General features: G+C 29.4%; 18 protein-coding genes. 10 read left to right on the forward strand and 8 right to left on the reverse strand.

From position 1 onward, the window contains the following. Positions 1-58 precede the first annotated feature (58 nt). The 3 genes from ACQ65T_RS09270 to ACQ65T_RS09280 all read left to right on the forward strand — a co-directional run bounded on the left by ACQ65T_RS09270 (position 59) and on the right by ACQ65T_RS09280 (position 3606). The gene (locus ACQ65T_RS09270) at positions 59-1222 is read left to right on the forward strand and encodes a hypothetical protein (RefSeq protein WP_430400796.1); all 1164 of its coding nucleotides are present in this window, start codon (positions 59-61) and stop codon (positions 1220-1222) included. 70 nt (positions 1223-1292) lie between these two features. Continuing rightward, positions 1293-2507 (forward strand): RsmB/NOP family class I SAM-dependent RNA methyltransferase, encoded by a 1215-nt coding sequence (locus ACQ65T_RS09275; RefSeq protein WP_430400797.1) that lies wholly within the window; start codon positions 1293-1295, stop codon positions 2505-2507. 4 nt (positions 2508-2511) lie between these two features. Then, positions 2512-3606: an endonuclease gene (locus ACQ65T_RS09280; protein ID WP_430400798.1), complete on the forward strand. Its 1095-nt coding sequence runs from the start codon at positions 2512-2514 to the stop codon at positions 3604-3606. Between the two features lie 86 nt (positions 3607-3692). Here ACQ65T_RS09280 and ACQ65T_RS09285 read toward each other — a convergent pair whose 3' ends face one another. The 7 genes from ACQ65T_RS09285 to ACQ65T_RS09315 all read right to left on the reverse strand — a co-directional run bounded on the left by ACQ65T_RS09285 (position 3693) and on the right by ACQ65T_RS09315 (position 12369). After that, positions 3693-4394 carry a sulfite exporter TauE/SafE family protein gene (locus ACQ65T_RS09285; protein ID WP_430400799.1) on the reverse strand — a complete coding sequence of 234 codons (702 nt, stop codon included), beginning with the start codon at positions 4392-4394 and terminating at the stop codon, positions 3693-3695. A gap of 7 nt (positions 4395-4401) precedes the next feature. After that, positions 4402-4848, reverse strand: coding sequence for a FixH family protein (locus ACQ65T_RS09290; protein ID WP_430400800.1), 447 nt, complete (start codon positions 4846-4848; stop codon positions 4402-4404). A gap of 11 nt (positions 4849-4859) precedes the next feature. Beyond that, positions 4860-6278, reverse strand: a complete 1419-nt coding sequence (gene ccoG / locus ACQ65T_RS09295) for a cytochrome c oxidase accessory protein CcoG (RefSeq protein ID WP_430400801.1) — start codon at positions 6276-6278, stop codon at positions 4860-4862. A 58-nt stretch (positions 6279-6336) separates the two neighbouring features. Further along, entirely contained in the window at positions 6337-7275 is a 939-nt protein-coding gene (locus tag ACQ65T_RS09300; RefSeq protein WP_430400802.1) for a cbb3-type cytochrome c oxidase N-terminal domain-containing protein, read from the reverse strand. A 266-nt stretch (positions 7276-7541) separates the two neighbouring features. Next, positions 7542-9725, reverse strand: a complete 2184-nt coding sequence (gene ccoN, locus ACQ65T_RS09305) for a cytochrome-c oxidase, cbb3-type subunit I (RefSeq protein ID WP_430400803.1) — start codon at positions 9723-9725, stop codon at positions 7542-7544. Between the two features lie 2 nt (positions 9726-9727). Next, positions 9728-9913: a cbb3-type cytochrome oxidase assembly protein CcoS gene (gene ccoS, locus ACQ65T_RS09310; protein ID WP_430400804.1), complete on the reverse strand. Its 186-nt coding sequence runs from the start codon at positions 9911-9913 to the stop codon at positions 9728-9730. Between the two features lie 77 nt (positions 9914-9990). Beyond that, positions 9991-12369: a heavy metal translocating P-type ATPase gene (locus ACQ65T_RS09315; protein ID WP_430400805.1), complete on the reverse strand. Its 2379-nt coding sequence runs from the start codon at positions 12367-12369 to the stop codon at positions 9991-9993. 109 nt (positions 12370-12478) lie between these two features. On the opposite strand from ACQ65T_RS09315, the gene ACQ65T_RS09320 reads away from it, so the two are divergent. Then, on the forward strand, positions 12479-13159 hold the full coding sequence (locus tag ACQ65T_RS09320) for a Crp/Fnr family transcriptional regulator (protein ID WP_430400806.1): 681 nt from the start codon (positions 12479-12481) through the stop codon (positions 13157-13159). A gap of 24 nt (positions 13160-13183) precedes the next feature. On the opposite strand, the gene ACQ65T_RS09325 is transcribed toward ACQ65T_RS09320, so the two are convergent. Next, positions 13184-13489, reverse strand: a complete 306-nt coding sequence (locus ACQ65T_RS09325; RefSeq protein WP_430400807.1) for a rhodanese-like domain-containing protein — start codon at positions 13487-13489, stop codon at positions 13184-13186. Positions 13490-13614: 125 nt separating this feature from the next. On the opposite strand from ACQ65T_RS09325, the gene ACQ65T_RS09330 reads away from it, so the two are divergent. The 6 genes from ACQ65T_RS09330 to trpD all read left to right on the forward strand — a co-directional run bounded on the left by ACQ65T_RS09330 (position 13615) and on the right by trpD (position 18583). Next, positions 13615-14067: a MarR family winged helix-turn-helix transcriptional regulator gene (locus ACQ65T_RS09330; protein WP_430400808.1), complete on the forward strand. Its 453-nt coding sequence runs from the start codon at positions 13615-13617 to the stop codon at positions 14065-14067. Between the two features lie 4 nt (positions 14068-14071). Next, a complete protein-coding gene (locus tag ACQ65T_RS09335; protein ID WP_430400809.1) occupies positions 14072-14707 on the forward strand; it encodes an NAD(P)H-dependent oxidoreductase in 636 nt (211 codons plus the stop codon). 19 nt (positions 14708-14726) lie between these two features. Next, the gene (locus ACQ65T_RS09340) at positions 14727-15290 is read left to right on the forward strand and encodes a YceI family protein (protein WP_430400810.1); all 564 of its coding nucleotides are present in this window, start codon (positions 14727-14729) and stop codon (positions 15288-15290) included. A gap of 267 nt (positions 15291-15557) precedes the next feature. Further along, positions 15558-16958 (forward strand): anthranilate synthase component I family protein, encoded by a 1401-nt coding sequence (locus ACQ65T_RS09345; RefSeq protein WP_430400811.1) that lies wholly within the window; start codon positions 15558-15560, stop codon positions 16956-16958. A 21-nt stretch (positions 16959-16979) separates the two neighbouring features. Beyond that, positions 16980-17543, forward strand: coding sequence for an anthranilate synthase component II (locus tag ACQ65T_RS09350; RefSeq protein WP_430400812.1), 564 nt, complete (start codon positions 16980-16982; stop codon positions 17541-17543). Between the two features lie 47 nt (positions 17544-17590). Next, on the forward strand, positions 17591-18583 hold the full coding sequence (gene trpD / locus ACQ65T_RS09355) for an anthranilate phosphoribosyltransferase (protein WP_430400813.1): 993 nt from the start codon (positions 17591-17593) through the stop codon (positions 18581-18583).

Raw genomic sequence — 18583 nt, forward strand, 5'->3', positions numbered from 1 at the left:
TTGGCACAGTAATTGGTTATTTATAAACAAATAAATGTTTAACTAAAAACATACGATTATGAAAACGAAAATACTACTTAGCTTTTTATTTGTATTTATGTTACCAATGGGTAATTATGCACAAGACAAAACAACCGTAAGAGCAAATAGTTCTGATATTAGTGATAATTTAGATTTAAGAGCCATTGCATCTGTTTTTGGTGAGGCAAAAGATTTAGAAGATTTTGAAAATAGAATAAATGATCCAAAAGCTCAATTGTCTAATTTAGATTTGAACAATGATAATTACGTAGATTATTTACGTGTAATTGAATCTGTTGAAGGAGATGCACATTTAATTATTATTCAATCTGTTTTAGAAAAAGACACCTACCAAGATGTGGCAACTATAGAAGTTGAAAGAGACAATAAGAATAACGTTCAAGTTCAAGTTGTAGGTAATGTTTACATGTATGGGGAAAATTATATTTATGAACCTGTTTATGTTAATCGACCAATTATTTATAATGTATTTTGGGTAAACAATTACCGTCCCTATTGTTCAACTTGGTATTGGAATTATTATCCAAGTTATTATTACTATTGGAATCCTTTTCCAGTATTTAGATACAGAAATCATATAGGATTACATATAAATTTTGGTCATACATATCATTATGTAAACAATAGAAGATGTCATAGAGCTTATGGAATGTATTATGGAAGAAGAAGTTATGCTTATGAAACGAGATATCCTAATAGATCATTTTCACATAGAAATAGAGGTTATTCAAACAGACATGAATTAGATAACAATAGACCTACAAGAAATGTTAGGCCAAGAAATGAAATAGCTTCAAATAATCCAAGAAATAGCACACCTAGAACAAGCACTTCAACTCCAAGAGGAAACTCACCTAGAGAAGCAATTTCGCCAAGAAATAATTCAGAGCCTAGAACAAGCTCTCCTAGATCTGTGAGTCCAAGAAATATTGAGCCAAGAAGCACTGCTCCTAGAGCTACTTCTTCACCAAGAACTTATAATTCAACTGGTTATAATACTCCAAGGAATTCATCTCAACCAAAAAGTGTTAATAGTCCTAGAAGTACTTCACAGCCAAGAACATCTGCACCAAGATCAAGTAATACTAGAAATAGTACTCGTTCTTCAAGTTCATCAAACAATAGAAATTCTAACGGCTCTAGAGGAAGTAGTTCAAGAGGAAATGCTAGAAACAACTAATTTAAAGTCCTGCTAAATGCAGGACTTTTTATTTTAATTTGTATCTTTGCAGGCTGATTAAAAAGAAAAAATGAGATTACACAGAAATTTAGTTTTTACAGTTATTGATTCTTTATTAGCCATTTTTAATGATGGTGAATATGCAGACAAAGTAGTATCAAGAGCTTTAAAAAAAGATAAACGTTGGGGAAGTAACGACAGAAAATTTGTTGCTGAAACAATATATGAAATTGTTAGATGGCGAAGATTATATGCAGAAATTGCTGAAGTTAAAGAGCCTTACGATAGAGATAATATTTGGAGAGTATTTGCTGTTTGGGCTGTATTAAGAGGAATTAAGCTTCCTGATTGGAAGTATTTTGAAAATACACCTGAACGAAAAATTAAAGGTAGATTTGATGAATTATCAAAAACTAGAAAATTTAAAGAGTCTATTCCTGACTGGATGGATGAATTAGGTATTAAAGAACTTGGTGAGGAAATATGGTCAAAAGAATTAAGTGCTCAAAATCAACAAGCTGAAGTAATTTTAAGGGTAAACACTCTTAAGACAACTAAAGATGTAGTACATTCCATTTTAATGGATTTAGATATTGAGACACATGCTATTGAAGGATATAATGATGCATTAGTCCTTAATGAAAGAGCAAATGTTTTCATGACTCAAGCCTTTAAAGATGGCCTTTTTGAAGTACAAGATGCTTCATCGCAATTAGTAGCTTACTTTTTAGATGTTCAGCCAGGAATGCGAGTTGTAGATACTTGTGCAGGTGCTGGAGGAAAAACTTTACATTTAGCTTCTTTAATGGAAAATAAAGGGCAATTAATTGCAATGGATTTATATGAAAGTAAATTAAAGCAACTAAAATTAAGAGCAAAAAGAAATGGTGCTTTTAACATTGAGCCAAGAGTTATAGATGGTACAAAATCTATTAAAAAATTACACGAAAAAGCTGATAGAGTTTTAATTGATGCCCCATGTAGTGGCTTGGGTGTAATGAAAAGAAACCCTGATAGTAAATGGAAATTACAACCAGAATTTATTGATAATATAAAGAAGGTTCAAGCTGAAGTGTTAGAAAATTATTCAAAGATTGTTAAACCAGGTGGTAAAATGGTTTATGCTACTTGTTCTATTTTACCCTCAGAAAATGAAGAACAAATTAAGCGATTCTTAAGTACAGATTCTGGGAAAAATTTCAACTTTGTAAAAGATAAAAAAGTATTGGCCTATGAAAGCGGTTTTGATGGTTTCTATATGGCATTACTAGAACGTAAACAATAAGATTATGAATAAGAAAATTACATTATTATTTTTATTAAGTATAACATTTGGGTTTGCTCAAATTCCTCCCGGATATTATGCTACAGCAACAGGAGGTGGTTATACTTTAAAGACGCAGTTATTTAATATTATTTCATCTGGTACAAGTGATCCTGGTTATTCAGGATTATATACTACTTATTTGACTTCTGACGTTGATTCATACTATGAAAATGACGGATCATTATTAGACATGTATACGGAAAACCCAACCGGTACAGAATGCTTTTTTACCTACGGAGTTAACCAAGATGACGGTTCTGGTGGAACAGCAGAATGTCAAAAATACAACAGAGAGCATATAATTCCTCAATCAGTATTCTCTTCTGCAACTCCAATGTATTCAGATGCACATTTTGTAGTTCCGTCTGATAAATATGTAAATGCACAAAGAGGTAATTTTCCTTTTGGAAGAGTAAATTCTGCTACAAATACCTATTCAAATGGATCAAAAAGAGGTAATAACTTAAATTCAGGATATTCAGCTGGGTACTCAAATACTGTTTTTGAACCAATAGATGAATTTAAAGGAGATATTGCAAGAATGTATTTTTATTTTATTACCAGATATGAAGATCAAGTTTCAGGATGGTCATATGACATGTTTAACGGAACTTCAAATCAGGTATTATCAAATACATTTTTAAATATCCTTTTGACTTGGCATTTAAATGACCCTGTAAGTCAAAGAGAAATTGACAGAAATAATGCAATTTACACAAGACAAAACAATCGTAATCCATTCATAGATCATCCTGAATATGTTTGTCAGATTTACACAACACAATGTGCTACTTTAAGTTCTGAAACTTTTGTTACTTTAAGTGATGTAACTATTTACCCTAACCCTACTACAAATGGAACGTTTTCGATTTCTAGTTCGGTTGAATTAAATTCAATTACAATTTACAATGTAAATGGTCAAATTATCCAAGAAATTAAAAACCCTACAGTAATTAATTCAGAGACTTACAATGTAACTGATCTTTCAACAGGTTTTTATTTGGTACAATTAAAAACAGATGCAAATTCAATAACTAAAAAAGTTATTGTTAACTAATTAGTAGATAATATTTTTAAAATAAAAAAGCATCAAAATTTTCGGTTTTTGATGCTTTTTTTTATCAATAAACTAATTAAAAACTCTTAATGACAATTTGCTTCACTTTGTACAAATAAACTCATAGTACTTGGAGAAACATAAGGAATGTTTAAGCCTAAACCTCTCATAATAAATAAAACTCCAATACATACCGCTAATACAGGGATTGCTTTTTGAATTGTATTACGAAGAGGAATAGAAACTAAATTTGAAATTAAAACTACCATACTCATCATAGGAACAGTTCCTATTCCAAATAAAAGCATATATAAAATACTGAATTCTAGACTTGGCATTGCTAGAGCTCCAAATAAAGCAACATATACCATTCCACAAGGTAAATATCCATTTAATAAACCAATAGTAAAAAACGATTTATAACTACGGTTCTTAAACTGACTCCCTAAACTTGTTTTAACTTTAGAAATAATTTTATAAATAGGCTTTGAAAAATTATATTTAGCAAATATTCTTTCTGGAACAACGGCAATAATTATCATTAAAATTCCAACTGTTATAGATAATTGTTGTTGCATTCCTGCCAAGAAAAATCCTTTTCCTAAAATTCCAAACATCAAACCTAATGAACCATATGCAATTAATCTTCCAATATGATAAATTATTAATTGACTTACTTTTTTTGTATGATTATTTCTATCTACAGGCAACATCATTGCAATAGGTCCACACATCCCAATACAGTGGAAACTACTTAATAAACCAAATATAATAGCTGTAAATAACATTTAAAAATTAATAATAAATAGATTCTTTATTTAAATAATTTACATTTTCATATTCCCAATCTATAGAAATGTCCCATAGACCGCTTACCAAGTTACTTTTAGGTATGAGCAAATGTGAAGAAGATAATGAAATTTGCATTTCAAAATCTAACTTTTGGCTAGACGGTCTATATAAGGACACTTTTCCTTTTATGTTTTTAAAATTAAATTCTGGAGGAAAACTAACTCTTAATCCTTCCTGAGTTTTTGATACAACAACTTTATGTTCTAATTTATTTGCGGTTTCTTGCTTCTCAATATCACCTTGAACTAAAGACTCTTTTTTATAATAATCTTCAGTAACTAACTCATTATCATAACTACTGTTAGTTTGCACTTTAAATACAAAATACAATATAAAAGTGATAAATAATCCAAATGCAATTACAATACCTGTACCCCAATTTATTTTCATCTTTTTTTTTATTAATTAAAACTTCTAGGCCCTAAAAAGTTAGACTTAGTAGTTTCAATAAGTTCATTTCTATTATATACCTCAATTTTAACTGAAGTTTTATCCCCATCCATAAAAGCTGGGTTAATTTCTATAAATAATGTTCCTTTTGACATTCCTCCTTTTGGAACTTTTATAATCGAATTTCCTACAGCTTTAATAGTTCCTTTTGGTTTAACTAATTTAAAATATACACTATCAAAATCTTTAACAGTTTTATTTACAATTTTGTATGTATAAATATTACTTATATTTTCTCCTTTATGCTCAAATAGTTGACCCGGTAAACGAAGAACAGTTGCTTCTACATCACTTCTTAAAAACAATAGACTTATTAGAATTCCTATTAATACTGTTAAAACTCCAATATAACCTTTCATTCTTGTTGTTAACCTAAATTTCTCTTTGTTAACAATTTCATCTTCACTAGCATAACGAATAAGTCCTTTTGGTAATCCTACCTTTTCCATAATTGTATCGCACTCATCAATACAAGCCGTACAATTTATACACTCTAATTGAGTACCGTTTCTAATATCTATTCCTGTAGGACAAACAACAACACACTGATTACAATCTATACAATCTCCTTTTCCTGTTTCAGCTCTATTTTCTCTTTTATCCCATTTAGCTCTCCCATTTTCTCCTTCTCCTCTTACATGATCATAAGTAACATTAATAGATTTGTTATCTAAAAGTACACCTTGCATTCTACCATATGGACAAGCAATAATACATACTTGTTCCCTAAACCAACTAAATACAAAATAGAAAACACTTGTAAAAACTAATAAAGCAACTAATGTACTTAAGTTTTCTAGAGGACCTTCAAAAATATATTCTAGTAATTGATCACTTCCTATTAAATAGGCTAAAAAAACATTTGCTATTATAAATGAAATAATAAAGAAAATTAACCATTTTGAAACTCTTTTTCTTATTTTTTCAGCATTCCATTCTTGTTTGGCTAATCTTATTTGAGCTCCTCTATCTCCGTCGATCCAAAATTCAATTCGTCTAAAAACCATTTCAAGAAAAATAGTTTGAGGACAAAACCATCCACAAAAAATTCTACCAAATGCAACTGTAAAGAGCGTTAATCCAACAACTCCAACAATCATAGACATTACAAACAAATAGAAATCTTGTGGCCAAAAAGGAAAACTAAAAATATTAAACCTTCTTTCTAATACATTGAACATTAAAAATTGATTTCCATTTATTTTAATAAATGGAGCAGATATTAAAAATGCTAATAAAACGTAACTTAATAATTTTCTTTTATCATAAAATTTTCCAGAAGGTTTCTTAGGAAAAATATAATTTCTTTTTCCTTCTTCATTTATCGTTGCAATTGAGTCTCTAAAACTCTCGTCTACTATATTTGACATAACTTTAGTATATATTGTTTAAAAAAAGGTTTTAAGCAACAACTTAAAACCTTTTTTTTTAATTAGTTGCTAAAGAATCTGCAACAGTTTCATTTTTTACAACATCTGTTGATGCTTCTTCTTTATATAAAACTGCTTCAGGTTCTGTTGGTTTAGGTTCTTTAGGATTGCTACCTCTTAGAGAAAGAACATAACTAGCAACCTTTTGCATTTCTTTTGGTTTTAATTGGTCTTTCCAAGAAATCATACCCTTACCTGAACGTCCACCTTCCATAAGTGTGTTAAATACATTTTTTATACCACCACCTAAAATCCAATAGTCATCTGTTAAGTTAGGACCAATAGCTCCACCTCCATCAACTCTGTGACAAGCTACACAATTAGCGGTGTAAATTGCTTTACCTTCTGCTAAAGAAGACTCATCTATTAACAAAGTAACACTTTCTTTGTCCATTAAGTCTGGTGCTGTTTTAAGATATTCTTGTATTTCTTTTTCTGCTTGAACCATTTCTGTTTCAAATTCTTCTGCTTGCGTATAATCTCCATATATTTCGAAACGTACTAAATATACTATTGCAAAAATTATACATGAATAAAATAAATAGACCCACCAAGGAGGTAATACATTATCTAACTCTTTAATACCATCATAATCATGATCAAGCATAACATCTGCTTCTTGTTCTATTGCTCTTGAACGAGTTAATTTCTTAACTATTTTTTGATAAAATTCACTTTCTGTAAATGGTAAAGACTGAGCTTCTTTAAGTTGCTTTTTTTGCTCTTCAGTTAATAACTGATAAGTAACTTTATCAACTGCACTTATTACAATTTCAATAGCTACTAATAGGAATAAAAAAACACCTAAAAACAATGAAACCATTGGATATTCAATAAATGCAGGTTTATCTCCTGAATCTATAAAGTACTCCATTCCTGTAAAAACTGCAGCAAATATTAATGGAACTCTAACGTATGAAGGAATTATATTTTTCATTTTAATTAATTTTAATGTTGTATATATCTTTATCTTATTAAAATAACCTCTTCTCTTTAAAAAAAGAGGCTATTTTACTATTATTCTTCCTTAAAAGGTAATTCACTTAATTCTTTAATTTTATCCTTGCTATAGGTCATAGCCCATATAAAGAAGGAAACGAAAACAATAAAGAACAATACTAATGATATTATAGGATATATATCAACACCCATAATTGTTTCTAAATTGTGTTTTACAAATTTTAACATATTTCAGGGTTTTAATTATTCCGTTTTTTTAACTTTAATATCTGTACCTAAACGCTGTAAATAAGCAATTAAAGCAACAATTTCTCTATCTTTCATTGGTACAAACTCTTCACCTCTAATTTTTGCATTTTTCTTACTTTCTTCATATGATTTTACAAAATCTGGATCATTCGCTAAGTTTTTCTCAATTTGGGCAGATTGTAATTCCATACTTTTTCTTGCATTTGCAATATCTTCCTTATTATATGGAACCCCTAAAGTTACCATTACTTCCATTTTTTTCTCAATATGCTGATGATCCATAGGTTTGTTATCATACATCCATTTATACCCTGGCATAATTGAATTTGTTGAAGTACTTTGTGGATCCCACATATGATTAAAGTGCCAATTATCATTATACTTTCCGCCTATTCTCATTAAATCTGGTCCGGTTCTTTTTGAACCCCATAAGAATGGATGGTCATAAACATATTCTCCAGATTTAGAGTATTCTCCATAACGTTTTACTTCTGAACGGAAAGGACGAATCATTTGAGAGTGACAGTTATTACAACCTTCTCTAATATATAAGTCTCTTCCTTCTAATTCTAAAGGAGTATATGGTTTTACACTTGTAATTGTAGGAATATTTGATTTTACAACTAACATTGGTACAATTTGAACAATACCTCCAATAGCAACTGCAATTGTTGTTAAAATTGTAAATTGAACAGGTTTTCTTTCTAACCAAGAATGCCAAGATTCACCTTTTAATTGTTTACCAGAAATTTGTGATAATGCTGGAGCCTCAGCTAATTCATCTTCTACTGGAGATCCTGCCATAACTGTTCTAACAATGTTGTAAACTAAAACAAGTATACCTATAAAATATAATGTTCCTCCAATTGCTCTCATAGCATACATTGGCATAATTTCAGTTACCGTTTCAAGGAAATTTCCATAAACTAACGAACCATCTGGATTAAACTGTTTCCACATAGATGCTTGAGTAAACCCAGCAACATACATTGGTAATACATATAAAATAATACCTAAAGTTCCAATCCAAAAATGAAAATTAGCTAATCCTGTTGAAAACAATTTAGTTTTAGTCATTCTTGGTATTAACCAATATATCATACCAAATGCCATAAATCCATTCCAAGCTAGTGTACCAACATGAACGTGTGCTACGATCCAGTCCGTAAAGTGAGCAATAGCATTTACATTTTTAAGTGATAACATTGGTCCTTCAAAAGTTGACATACCATAACCTGTAATAGCAACTACATAAAACTTCAAAACAGGATCTGTTCTTACTTTATCCCAAGCACCTCTCAATGTTAATAATCCATTAATCATACCTCCCCAAGATGGAGCAATTAACATAATTGAGAATACAACTCCTAAATTTTGAGCCCAATCAGGTAATGCAGAATATAATAAATGGTGAGGTCCAGCCCAAATATAAATAAAGATTAAAGACCAAAAGTGAATGATTGATAATCTATAAGAATATACTGGACGATTTGCTGCCTTAGGAACAAAATAATACATCAAACCAAGTATTGGTGTTGTAAGGAAAAATGCTACCGCATTATGTCCGTACCACCATTGCACCAAAGCATCTTGAACACCTGCATATACAGAATATGATTTGAACGCAGAAACAGGAATTTCAATGTTATTAAATATATGAAGTAAAGCAACTGCAATAAATGTAGCTAGGTAAAACCAAATAGCAACATAAATATGTCTTTCTCTTCTTTTTATAATTGTACCAATCATATTTACTCCAAAAGCAACCCAAATAAGGGCTATTGCAATATCAAAAGGCCATTCTAATTCAGCATATTCTTTTGAAGATGTAAATCCTAAAGGTAAAGTAATTGCAGCTCCTAAAATAATCAACTGCCAACCCCAAAAGTTTAATTGACTTAGAAAATTACTATACATTCTAGTTTTCAAAAGTCTTTGCAAAGAATAATAAGCTCCTGCAAAAACAGAATTACCTACAAAGGCAAATATAACAGCATTTGTATGCAATGGCCGTAATCTTCCATAACTTAACCAAGGAATACCATCGGTCATATTAGGAAACAAATACAAAAAGGCCACTATAAGACCTACCAACATTCCTATTACACCAAAAGCAATTGATGCATACAGAAAGTTTCTGACAATTTTGTTATCGTAATAAAATTGTTCTTTCTCCATAATTAATTAGTTTTATTTTTATCGGATTTTTTTAAATTGTTCTTAATTAACTCATCATCAAAAAGCATTCTGACTGATGGCGTATAATCATCGTCATATTGTCCTGATCTGACCGCTTTGATAAAAGCAAACAAGAAGACAACTGCAACAACTATACTTACTGTGATTAATATGTAAATAACACTCATACCTAAAATTTCTGTTAACAAATTTACTATTTGATGATATTATAAAATATGACAATTGTCATATATGTTAAAAAATGTTAATTATTTCTTCTAGAATAATAATTAGACATTATTGTTACAAAGCTGACGACAGTAATAGAACTGAGAGGCATTATTATAGCAGCAACTAAAGGGGATAATTGTCCTGTTATTGCAAATGTTAATCCAACTAAATTATAGAATAATGACAAAGTAAAACTCATATAAATAGTCCTCATTGCATTTTTAGAATAGCTTAGATAATAACCTAATCTAGAAAATTGAGAGGCATCCATAATTCCATCACAGGCTGGAGAAAATACATTTACATTTTCTGAAAGAGAAATTCCTACATCACTTTGTGCCAATGCTCCGGCATCATTTAAACCATCACCAATCATCATAACATTTTTTCCTGATTGTTGAAGACGTTCTATAAATTCTAATTTTTGTTCTGGTTTTTGATTAAAAACAAGTTCAGTACCTATAGGAAGTAACGCCTCAAGAGTTTTCTTTTCACCTTCATTATCTCCAGATAGAATTTTTAACTCATAATTTTTATTCAACTTTTCAAACAACTCAACAATTCCTAATCTATATTGGTTATCAAAAACAAAATAACCTTTATAATTACTTCCTATCTTAACATGAACTTTGGTTTGATACAAATCATTTTCATCAATAATTTCTAATAGTGAAGAAGAGCCTACACTAATTTGAATTTCATTAATTATTGATACAATCCCTTTCCCGGTAATTTCTTCATATGAATCTAAATCTATTTTCTTTACATCTGGAAGGAAATCATATATTTTTCTACTCAAAGGATGATTAGAACCTCTAATTGTATTTTTAACCCAAGTTATTTCTAATTCAGACAATTCAAAACCTTTATATTCTATGGCAGATTTTGAGTTTGAAGTGATAGTACCTGTTTTATCAAAAACAATAGTATCAACCTTTGCTAATTGCTCTATAACCATAGAATTTTTAAGATACATTTTTTGTTTACCCATTATTCTTAAAACATTTCCTAATGTAAAAGGTGCTGTTAACGCCAAAGCACAAGGACAAGCAACAATTAAAACAGCAGTTAGAACATTAAAAGCCATTGATACATCAATAAACAACCAAAAAACGAAAACAATTGATGCTAATGATAATAATATAGGAGTAAAATAGCGACTTATTTTATCGGTAATACTTTTATGTTTTTGTTCAATTTTTTTCTGAAAAACATCATTACTCCATAGTTGAGTTAAATAACTTTGAGAAACTGAAAATAAAACTTCAAGCTCTACTGCTTTTCCAATGATTTTACCTCCAGCATAAACTTTATCACCAGATTTTTTTTCAATTGGAATAGCTTCTCCTGTAACAAAACTATAATCAATTGAAGCATTTTCAGAAATTAAAATTCCATCTACAGGAATTAATTCTTGATTACGAATCAACAACCTATCACCTTTTTCAATATCATAAACTTGAACAGGAATTTCCTTTCCTTCGTTTGTTAATTTTGTAATCGCAATAGGAAAATACGATTTATAATCACGTTCAAAAGAAAGAAAGCTGTACGTTTTTTGTTGAAATAATTTTCCAAGTAACATGAAAAAAACTAAACCTGTTAAACTATCAAAAAATCCTTGACCGTAGTCAAATACAATGTCAATAGTACTTCTAACAAACATTACAATAATTCCTAAAGCAATAGGAATATCGATATTTAATATTTTTGATTTTATACTTTTATAAGCTGATATATAATAATCACTTGCAGCATATAAAAATGAGGGCAAGGATAAAGCAAAAATTAACCAACGAAAGAAGCTTCTATATTGATTAATCCAAAACTCTTCTACTTCAAAATATTCTGGAAACGATAATAACATTATATTTCCAAAACAAAAAAAAGCTACACCAAGTTTGTATATTAAACTTCTATCAACATTATTATTACCAGCTTCGAAATTTTCTAAACTTATATAAGGCTCATAACCAATTGAACTTAATAAATATACAATATCTTTTAACGAAGTTTTTTTAGGATTATAGGTTATTCTTACTTTCTTTTCAGGAAAATTAACCTGAGATGTAGTTATGCCTTCTTGAAGTTTTTGTAGATTTTCCAAAATCCAAATACACGAACTACAGTGTATATGAGGTATGAAAAGTGAAACAATATTTGTTGTCTCCTCTTGAAAGTCGAGAAGTTTTGTAATAATTTTTTCATCATCTAAGAAATCATATTTTCCATTAATCTCTTGTGGTGTTGCACCAGGTGCAATTTCAAAATCATAATAACAAGTCAAATCATTTTGACTAAAGATTTCGTATACCGTTTTACAACCGTTACAACAAAAGCTTTTATCATCAAAAATTATTTCTTCCTTTTTACTAAACTCTAAACCACAATGGAAACAATTTTTTGTGTCCATAATTTGCTCATTTTACCTGTAACAAAGATTACAATTGTTAATAATTAATAATATGATATTTGTCATACTTTAATTATATTTGAAAAATAGTAAATAATCATATCTTTCTATGAGTAATTGTGAACAATGTATCGTTCGAAAAGTTAGTGCATTAAAAGCCCTTAATAAAGAACAATTAGTTCAAATGGCTAATTGTAAAACTTCTTACACAATTAAAAAAGGGGAACCTGTTTTTGAAGAAGGTGAAACTCTAAATGGAGTTTTTTGTATTAAAGATGGAGTTTGTAAATTGTCTAAATTGAGTTCTAATGGTAAAGAACAAATTTTAAAATTAGTAAAATCAGGGGAATTACTAGGTCAACGGTCAATGATTAGTGATGAATCAGCAAACCTTAGTGCAATTGCAATTGAAGACATGGAGGTTTGTTTTATTCCTAAAAATGAGATAATTGGTTTTTTTAATAATAATAACCAATTTTCAATGAATATTATGCAATCTATTTGTGGAGATTTAAAAGACGCAGACGATCATATGGTAAATATAGCTCAAAAAACTGTAAAACAAAGATTAGCTGAAACATTACTATATTTGGAAGAGAATTTTGGAAAAAATGATGATGGTACACTTAAAATTCAGTTATCACGAGAAGAATTAGCTAACATGATTGGAACAGCTACTGAAAGTTGTATTAGACTATTATCCGACTTAAATAAAAATGATTATATAGAAATTGTTGGAAAAAAGATAGCAATTAAAGATAAAAACAAATTAAAACGACTTTCAGAATAAAAAAGAGGATTAAAATCCTCTTTTTTATTCAATAGGACCATTCCATTGTGAAAATCCACCTACCAAGTTATAAGTATTTTCAAAACCTAATTGTTCCATAATGCCACATGCATTTGCGCTCCTTGCTCCTGCTGCACAATACACATAATAATTTTTTGATTTATCTAATTCTTCTAATTTATATATAAACCCTTGGCCTTTATAAATATCAATATTTATAGAACCTGGAATTTTCAGTCTATTTACTTCGTCTTCTGTTCTTACATCTAAAATAACTCCATTAACATCAGTAAGAAACTGACTCCACCATGCATTTTGTTCTAAATTCATACACTATATTTTTTTTCAAAAGTATAACCAAAATTATTATTTAAAAAATTTAATGAAATTTTAACACACACTTGTATATACAAATAAAAAATATTATTACATTTGTACCAACAAATATTGTAGTGATGAATATTGAACAAATAATTAAAAGTACAATTAAATTAAGTATACCTAAAAAAGTGATGCTAAATTTAGCGTATACAAAAAATTATATGGGAGATAAATTCACGGAATTATTAAAACCTTATGGAATATCTAGTGAACAATATAATGTTTTAAGAATATTAAGAGGACAGAAGGGAAATCCTTTAAACATGCAAGATATTCAAGAACGTATGGTTACAAAAAATAGTAATACCACACGTCTAATTGACAAATTGCTTATTAAAAATATGGTCATAAGAAACACTTGCCCTAATAACAGAAGAAAAATTGAAATTCAAATTACAGATGATGGATTAAAATTACTTTCAGAACTTGACCCAATAATTGAAAATCATGAGTTAATTTTAACTGATAAACTTTCAAGTAATGAACTTGAAACACTGAATGAATTGTTAGAAAAAATTAGAAATTAGTCATATGAATACATTTATAAACAATCAGAACTGGCGTTATGCCACAAAAAAATTTGATACAACTAAAAAAATATCAAATGAAAATTTAGAAACTTTAAAAGAGGCAATTAGATTAAGTACATCTTCTTATGGTCTTCAACCTTACAAAGTGCTAATTATTGAAAACCCAGAGATAAGAGCAAAATTACAACCGGTTTCATGGGGACAAGCACAAATTACAGAAGCCTCGCATTTGTTTGTTTTTGCTAATATTATAGATATTCAAGAAAATCATATTGATGAATATATTTCAAATATTGCAAATACCAGAGCATTAAAATTAGAAGATTTAAAAGGGTATGCTGATTTTATGAAGTCTAAAATTATATCTTTGGACACTGACATTAAATCCGTTTGGACTTCTAAACAAACATATTTAGCATTAGCAAATTTAATGAATGCTGCTGCTGAACTAAAAATTGATGTAACTCCAATGGAAGGTTTTGAACCAGAAAAATACAACGAAATACTTGGGTTAAATGAATTAGGCTTAAATGCATCTCTTGTAGCAACTGTTGGATACAGACATGATGAAGATCAAACTCAATTCTTTACAAAAGTTAGAAAATCAAACTCAGAATTATTTACAACTATCAAATAAACAATTAAAACTAAAAAAAATGAACAATTTTAAAACAATCGCATTATCGTTAATCGCATTAATTTCATTTACTGCAAATGCACAAACAAAAGTTATTGATGCTCAAAAAAGTAATATTCACTGGGTAGGAAAGAAAGTTACTGGACAACATGAAGGTACAATTTCTTTAAAAGAAGGTGCTTTAATATTTAAAGGAGATAAATTAGCAGGTGGAAAATTCACAGTTGATATGTCTTCAATTAACACTACAGATTTAACTGGTGGAATGAAAAGCAAATTAGACGGTCACTTAAAATCAGATGATTTTTTTGGAACTGAAAAATTCCCAACTGCAGATTTAGTATTTAAAACTATTGCTACAAAAGATAAAAACAATTACACAGTTACTGCTGATTTAACAATTAAAGGAATTACAAATCCTGTTACTTTTGACATAAATGTAAATGGAAAAATTGCATCTACTAAACTTATAGTGAACAGAGCGAAATATGATATCAAATACGGATCAGGTTCTTTCTTTGACAATTTAGGAGATAAAACAATTTATGACGATTTTGAATTAGAGGTTACTTTAAACTTCTAATACTTTTCATTTGCTATGAAAAAGATAAAGTCCAAATTTATTTGGACTTTTTTTATAGAAAATTTGTTTTTAAAAATAAACTTTACATATATTTGCATATCAATTTATCTAAATGAACACATTTTTAAATAATACTTGGTGGTGGAACAACTTACGTCAAACGTCGTGAGCAAATCCTGCTATAGTATAATTTAATATAAATACATAGAAAAGGCTTGTCATTCACGACAAGCCTTTTTTTATTGACTAATTTTTAAATAATAATAAATGAAAACATATAATTTACATACAACATTCAAGCAAATACTAGCCGATACTATTACTCCAGTAAGTGTTTATTTGAAAATACGTGATAAGTTTCCAAATAGTATTTTATTAGAGAGTTCGGATTATCATGGAAATGAAAATAGTTTTTCTTACATATGTTTCAAACCAATAGCTTCTATAAAAGTAGAAAATCAAAAAATTGAAACAAATTTTCCTGACGGATATTCTGAAATCATTCCTATTGACAGAAATGTAAACGTAGCCAATGAAATTGAACATTTTTCAAAACAATTCAATACTGATGAAAACAAATTCAAATTCATCACACAAGGATTATTTGGTTACATTTCATATGATGCAATACAACATTTTGAAAGGATAAAAATTGATGATAAATCTTCAGAAAACAAAATTCCAGAAATTTATTATGCTGTTTACCAAAACATTATTGCCATAAATCATTTTAAAAACGAAGCGTACATTTTTTGTCATTCTTATAAAGACCAAAGCAATATTGATGAAATTCAGCACTTATTGCAAGCCAAAAACTTTGCTTCATTTACATTTAGAAAAGCAGGTGAAGTTGTTTCAAATTTAACTGATTTAAATTTTAAAAACTATGTTACTTTAGCCAAAAAACATTGTCAACGTGGAGATGTTTTTCAATTGGTTTTATCTAGACGTTTTTCGCAAAGTTTTAAAGGAGATGAATTTAATGTGTATCGTGCTTTAAGAAGCATCAATCCTTCTCCTTACCTATTCTATTTCGATTATGGAAATTTTAAAATATTTGGTTCTTCGCCCGAAGCACAATTGGTTATTAAAGATAATCACGCAGAAATTCACCCAATTGCTGGAACTTTTAAACGTACTGGGAATGATGAAGAGGATGCAGAATTAGCTAAAAAGTTAGGCCAAGATAAAAAAGAAAATAGCGAACACGTAATGTTGGTCGATTTAGCAAGAAACGATTTAAGCAGAAGTTGTAACGAAGTTAAAGTGGAGAAATATAAAGAAGTCCAGTTTTTCTCTCATGTTATTCATTTGGTTTCTAAAGTAACTGGAAAATTAAAACCCAATCATCCTTTTATGGAATTGGTTGCCAAAACATTTCCAGCAGGTACTTTAACAGGTGCGCCAAAACACAAAGCTATGCAATTAATTGAATCTATTGAAAAAACAAATCGAAGTTTTTATGGTGGAGCGATTGGATTTATGGATTTTGAAGGCAATTTTAATCATGCCATTATGATTCGTAGTTTTTTAAGCAAAAATCATACCTTACACTTTCAAGCTGGAGCTGGAATAGTTGCGGATTCATCAGAAGAAAACGAAACGCAAGAAGTTTATAATAAATTAGGAGCATTGCAAAAAGCTTTAGATTTAGCAGAAACAATATAATTATTACAAAATATACAAGATATGAAAATAGTAGTCATAGATAATTACGATAGTTTTACTTATAATTTAGTCCATTACTTAGAAGATTTAAATGCAGAAGTTACTGTTTTTCGTAACGATGAATTTGACTTGGATGAACTAGAAAAATTTGATAAAATTTTACTTTCACCTGGGCCAGGAATTCCAGATGAAGCGGGTTTATTAAAAGATGTTATTAAGAAATTTGGACCTATAAAAAGCATTTTTGGTGTTTGTTTAGGCTTACAGGCTATTGGTGAAGTCTTTGGTGGAACTTTAACTAACTTAGAAAAAGTCTATCACGGTGTAGCTACAAAAGTTACACAAACAGAAGATGATTTTATTTTTAATGATTTACCAAAAGAAACAGAAGTCGGTCGTTACCATTCTTGGGTAGTTTCAACCGAAAATCTTCCTGAAGATTTAATAATAACTAGCATAGATGAAAACGGACAAATTATGTCTATGAAACACGCTAAATATGATGTTAGAGGTGTACAATATCATCCTGAAAGTGTCTTGACTCCAAATGGTAAAAAGATATTAGAAAATTGGCTTAACAACTAGGATTCAGTGTTTAGTAATTAGTGTTCAGTCAATAAAAGTAATAAAAAATGAAAACAATATTAAATAGATTAATCAATCACGAAATACTTTCTAAAGCAGAAGCAAAAGAGGTTTTGGTCAACATATCTGCCGGAAATTACAATCCAAGTCAAATATCTGCGTTTTTAACCGTTTACATGATGCGAAGCATTACCATCGAAGAACTTTCGGGTTTTAGAGAAGCTTTATTAGAATTGTGTATTCCAGTAGATTTTTCAGCCTACAACACCATCGATTTATGTGGAACTGGTGGCGATGGAAAAGATACGTTTAACATCTCAACCTTAGCTTCATTCATAGTTGCTGGTGCAGGGATTAAAGTCGCAAAGCATGGAAACTACGGAGTATCATCTATTTCGGGTTCCAGTAATGTAATGGAAAAAATGGGTGTTAAATTCACAAATGATATTGATTTTCTAACCAAATCTATCGAGGAAACAAACATAGCAATTCTACATGCACCATTATTTCATCCGGCAATGAAAAATGTCGGTCCAATTCGAAAAGAACTAGGAGTAAAAACTTTTTTTAATATGTTAGGACCAATGGTAAATCCATCCTTTCCAAAGAATCAAATGGTTGGCGTTTTCAGTTTAGAATTGGCTCGAATGTATGCATATTTATACCAAAATACTTCAACCAATTACAGTATTTTACATGGATTAAGTGGTTTTGATGAAGTTTCGTTGACTGATGATGTAAAGATTATTTCCAATCATACCGAACAAATTTTAAAACCAAAAGATTTTAGTTTTCCAGTAATAAAATTAGAAACCATAAAAGGTGGCGCAACTATAGAAGATGCAGCTCAAATTTTCCATAATGTGATTTCAGGTAAAGGTTCGGCTGAGCAAAACAATGTAGTTTGTGCCAATGCGGCTGTAGCCATTCAAACTATTGAAAAAACAAGCTATGAAGATGCATTAGCAAAATCTCAGGAAAGTCTAATTTCTGGAAAAGCTTTTGAAAAATTGAATCAATTAATCGCTTTAAGTAAATAA

Source organism: Flavobacterium sp., from assembly GCF_965284515.1.
Classification (GTDB): Bacteria; Bacteroidota; Bacteroidia; order Flavobacteriales; family Flavobacteriaceae; genus Flavobacterium.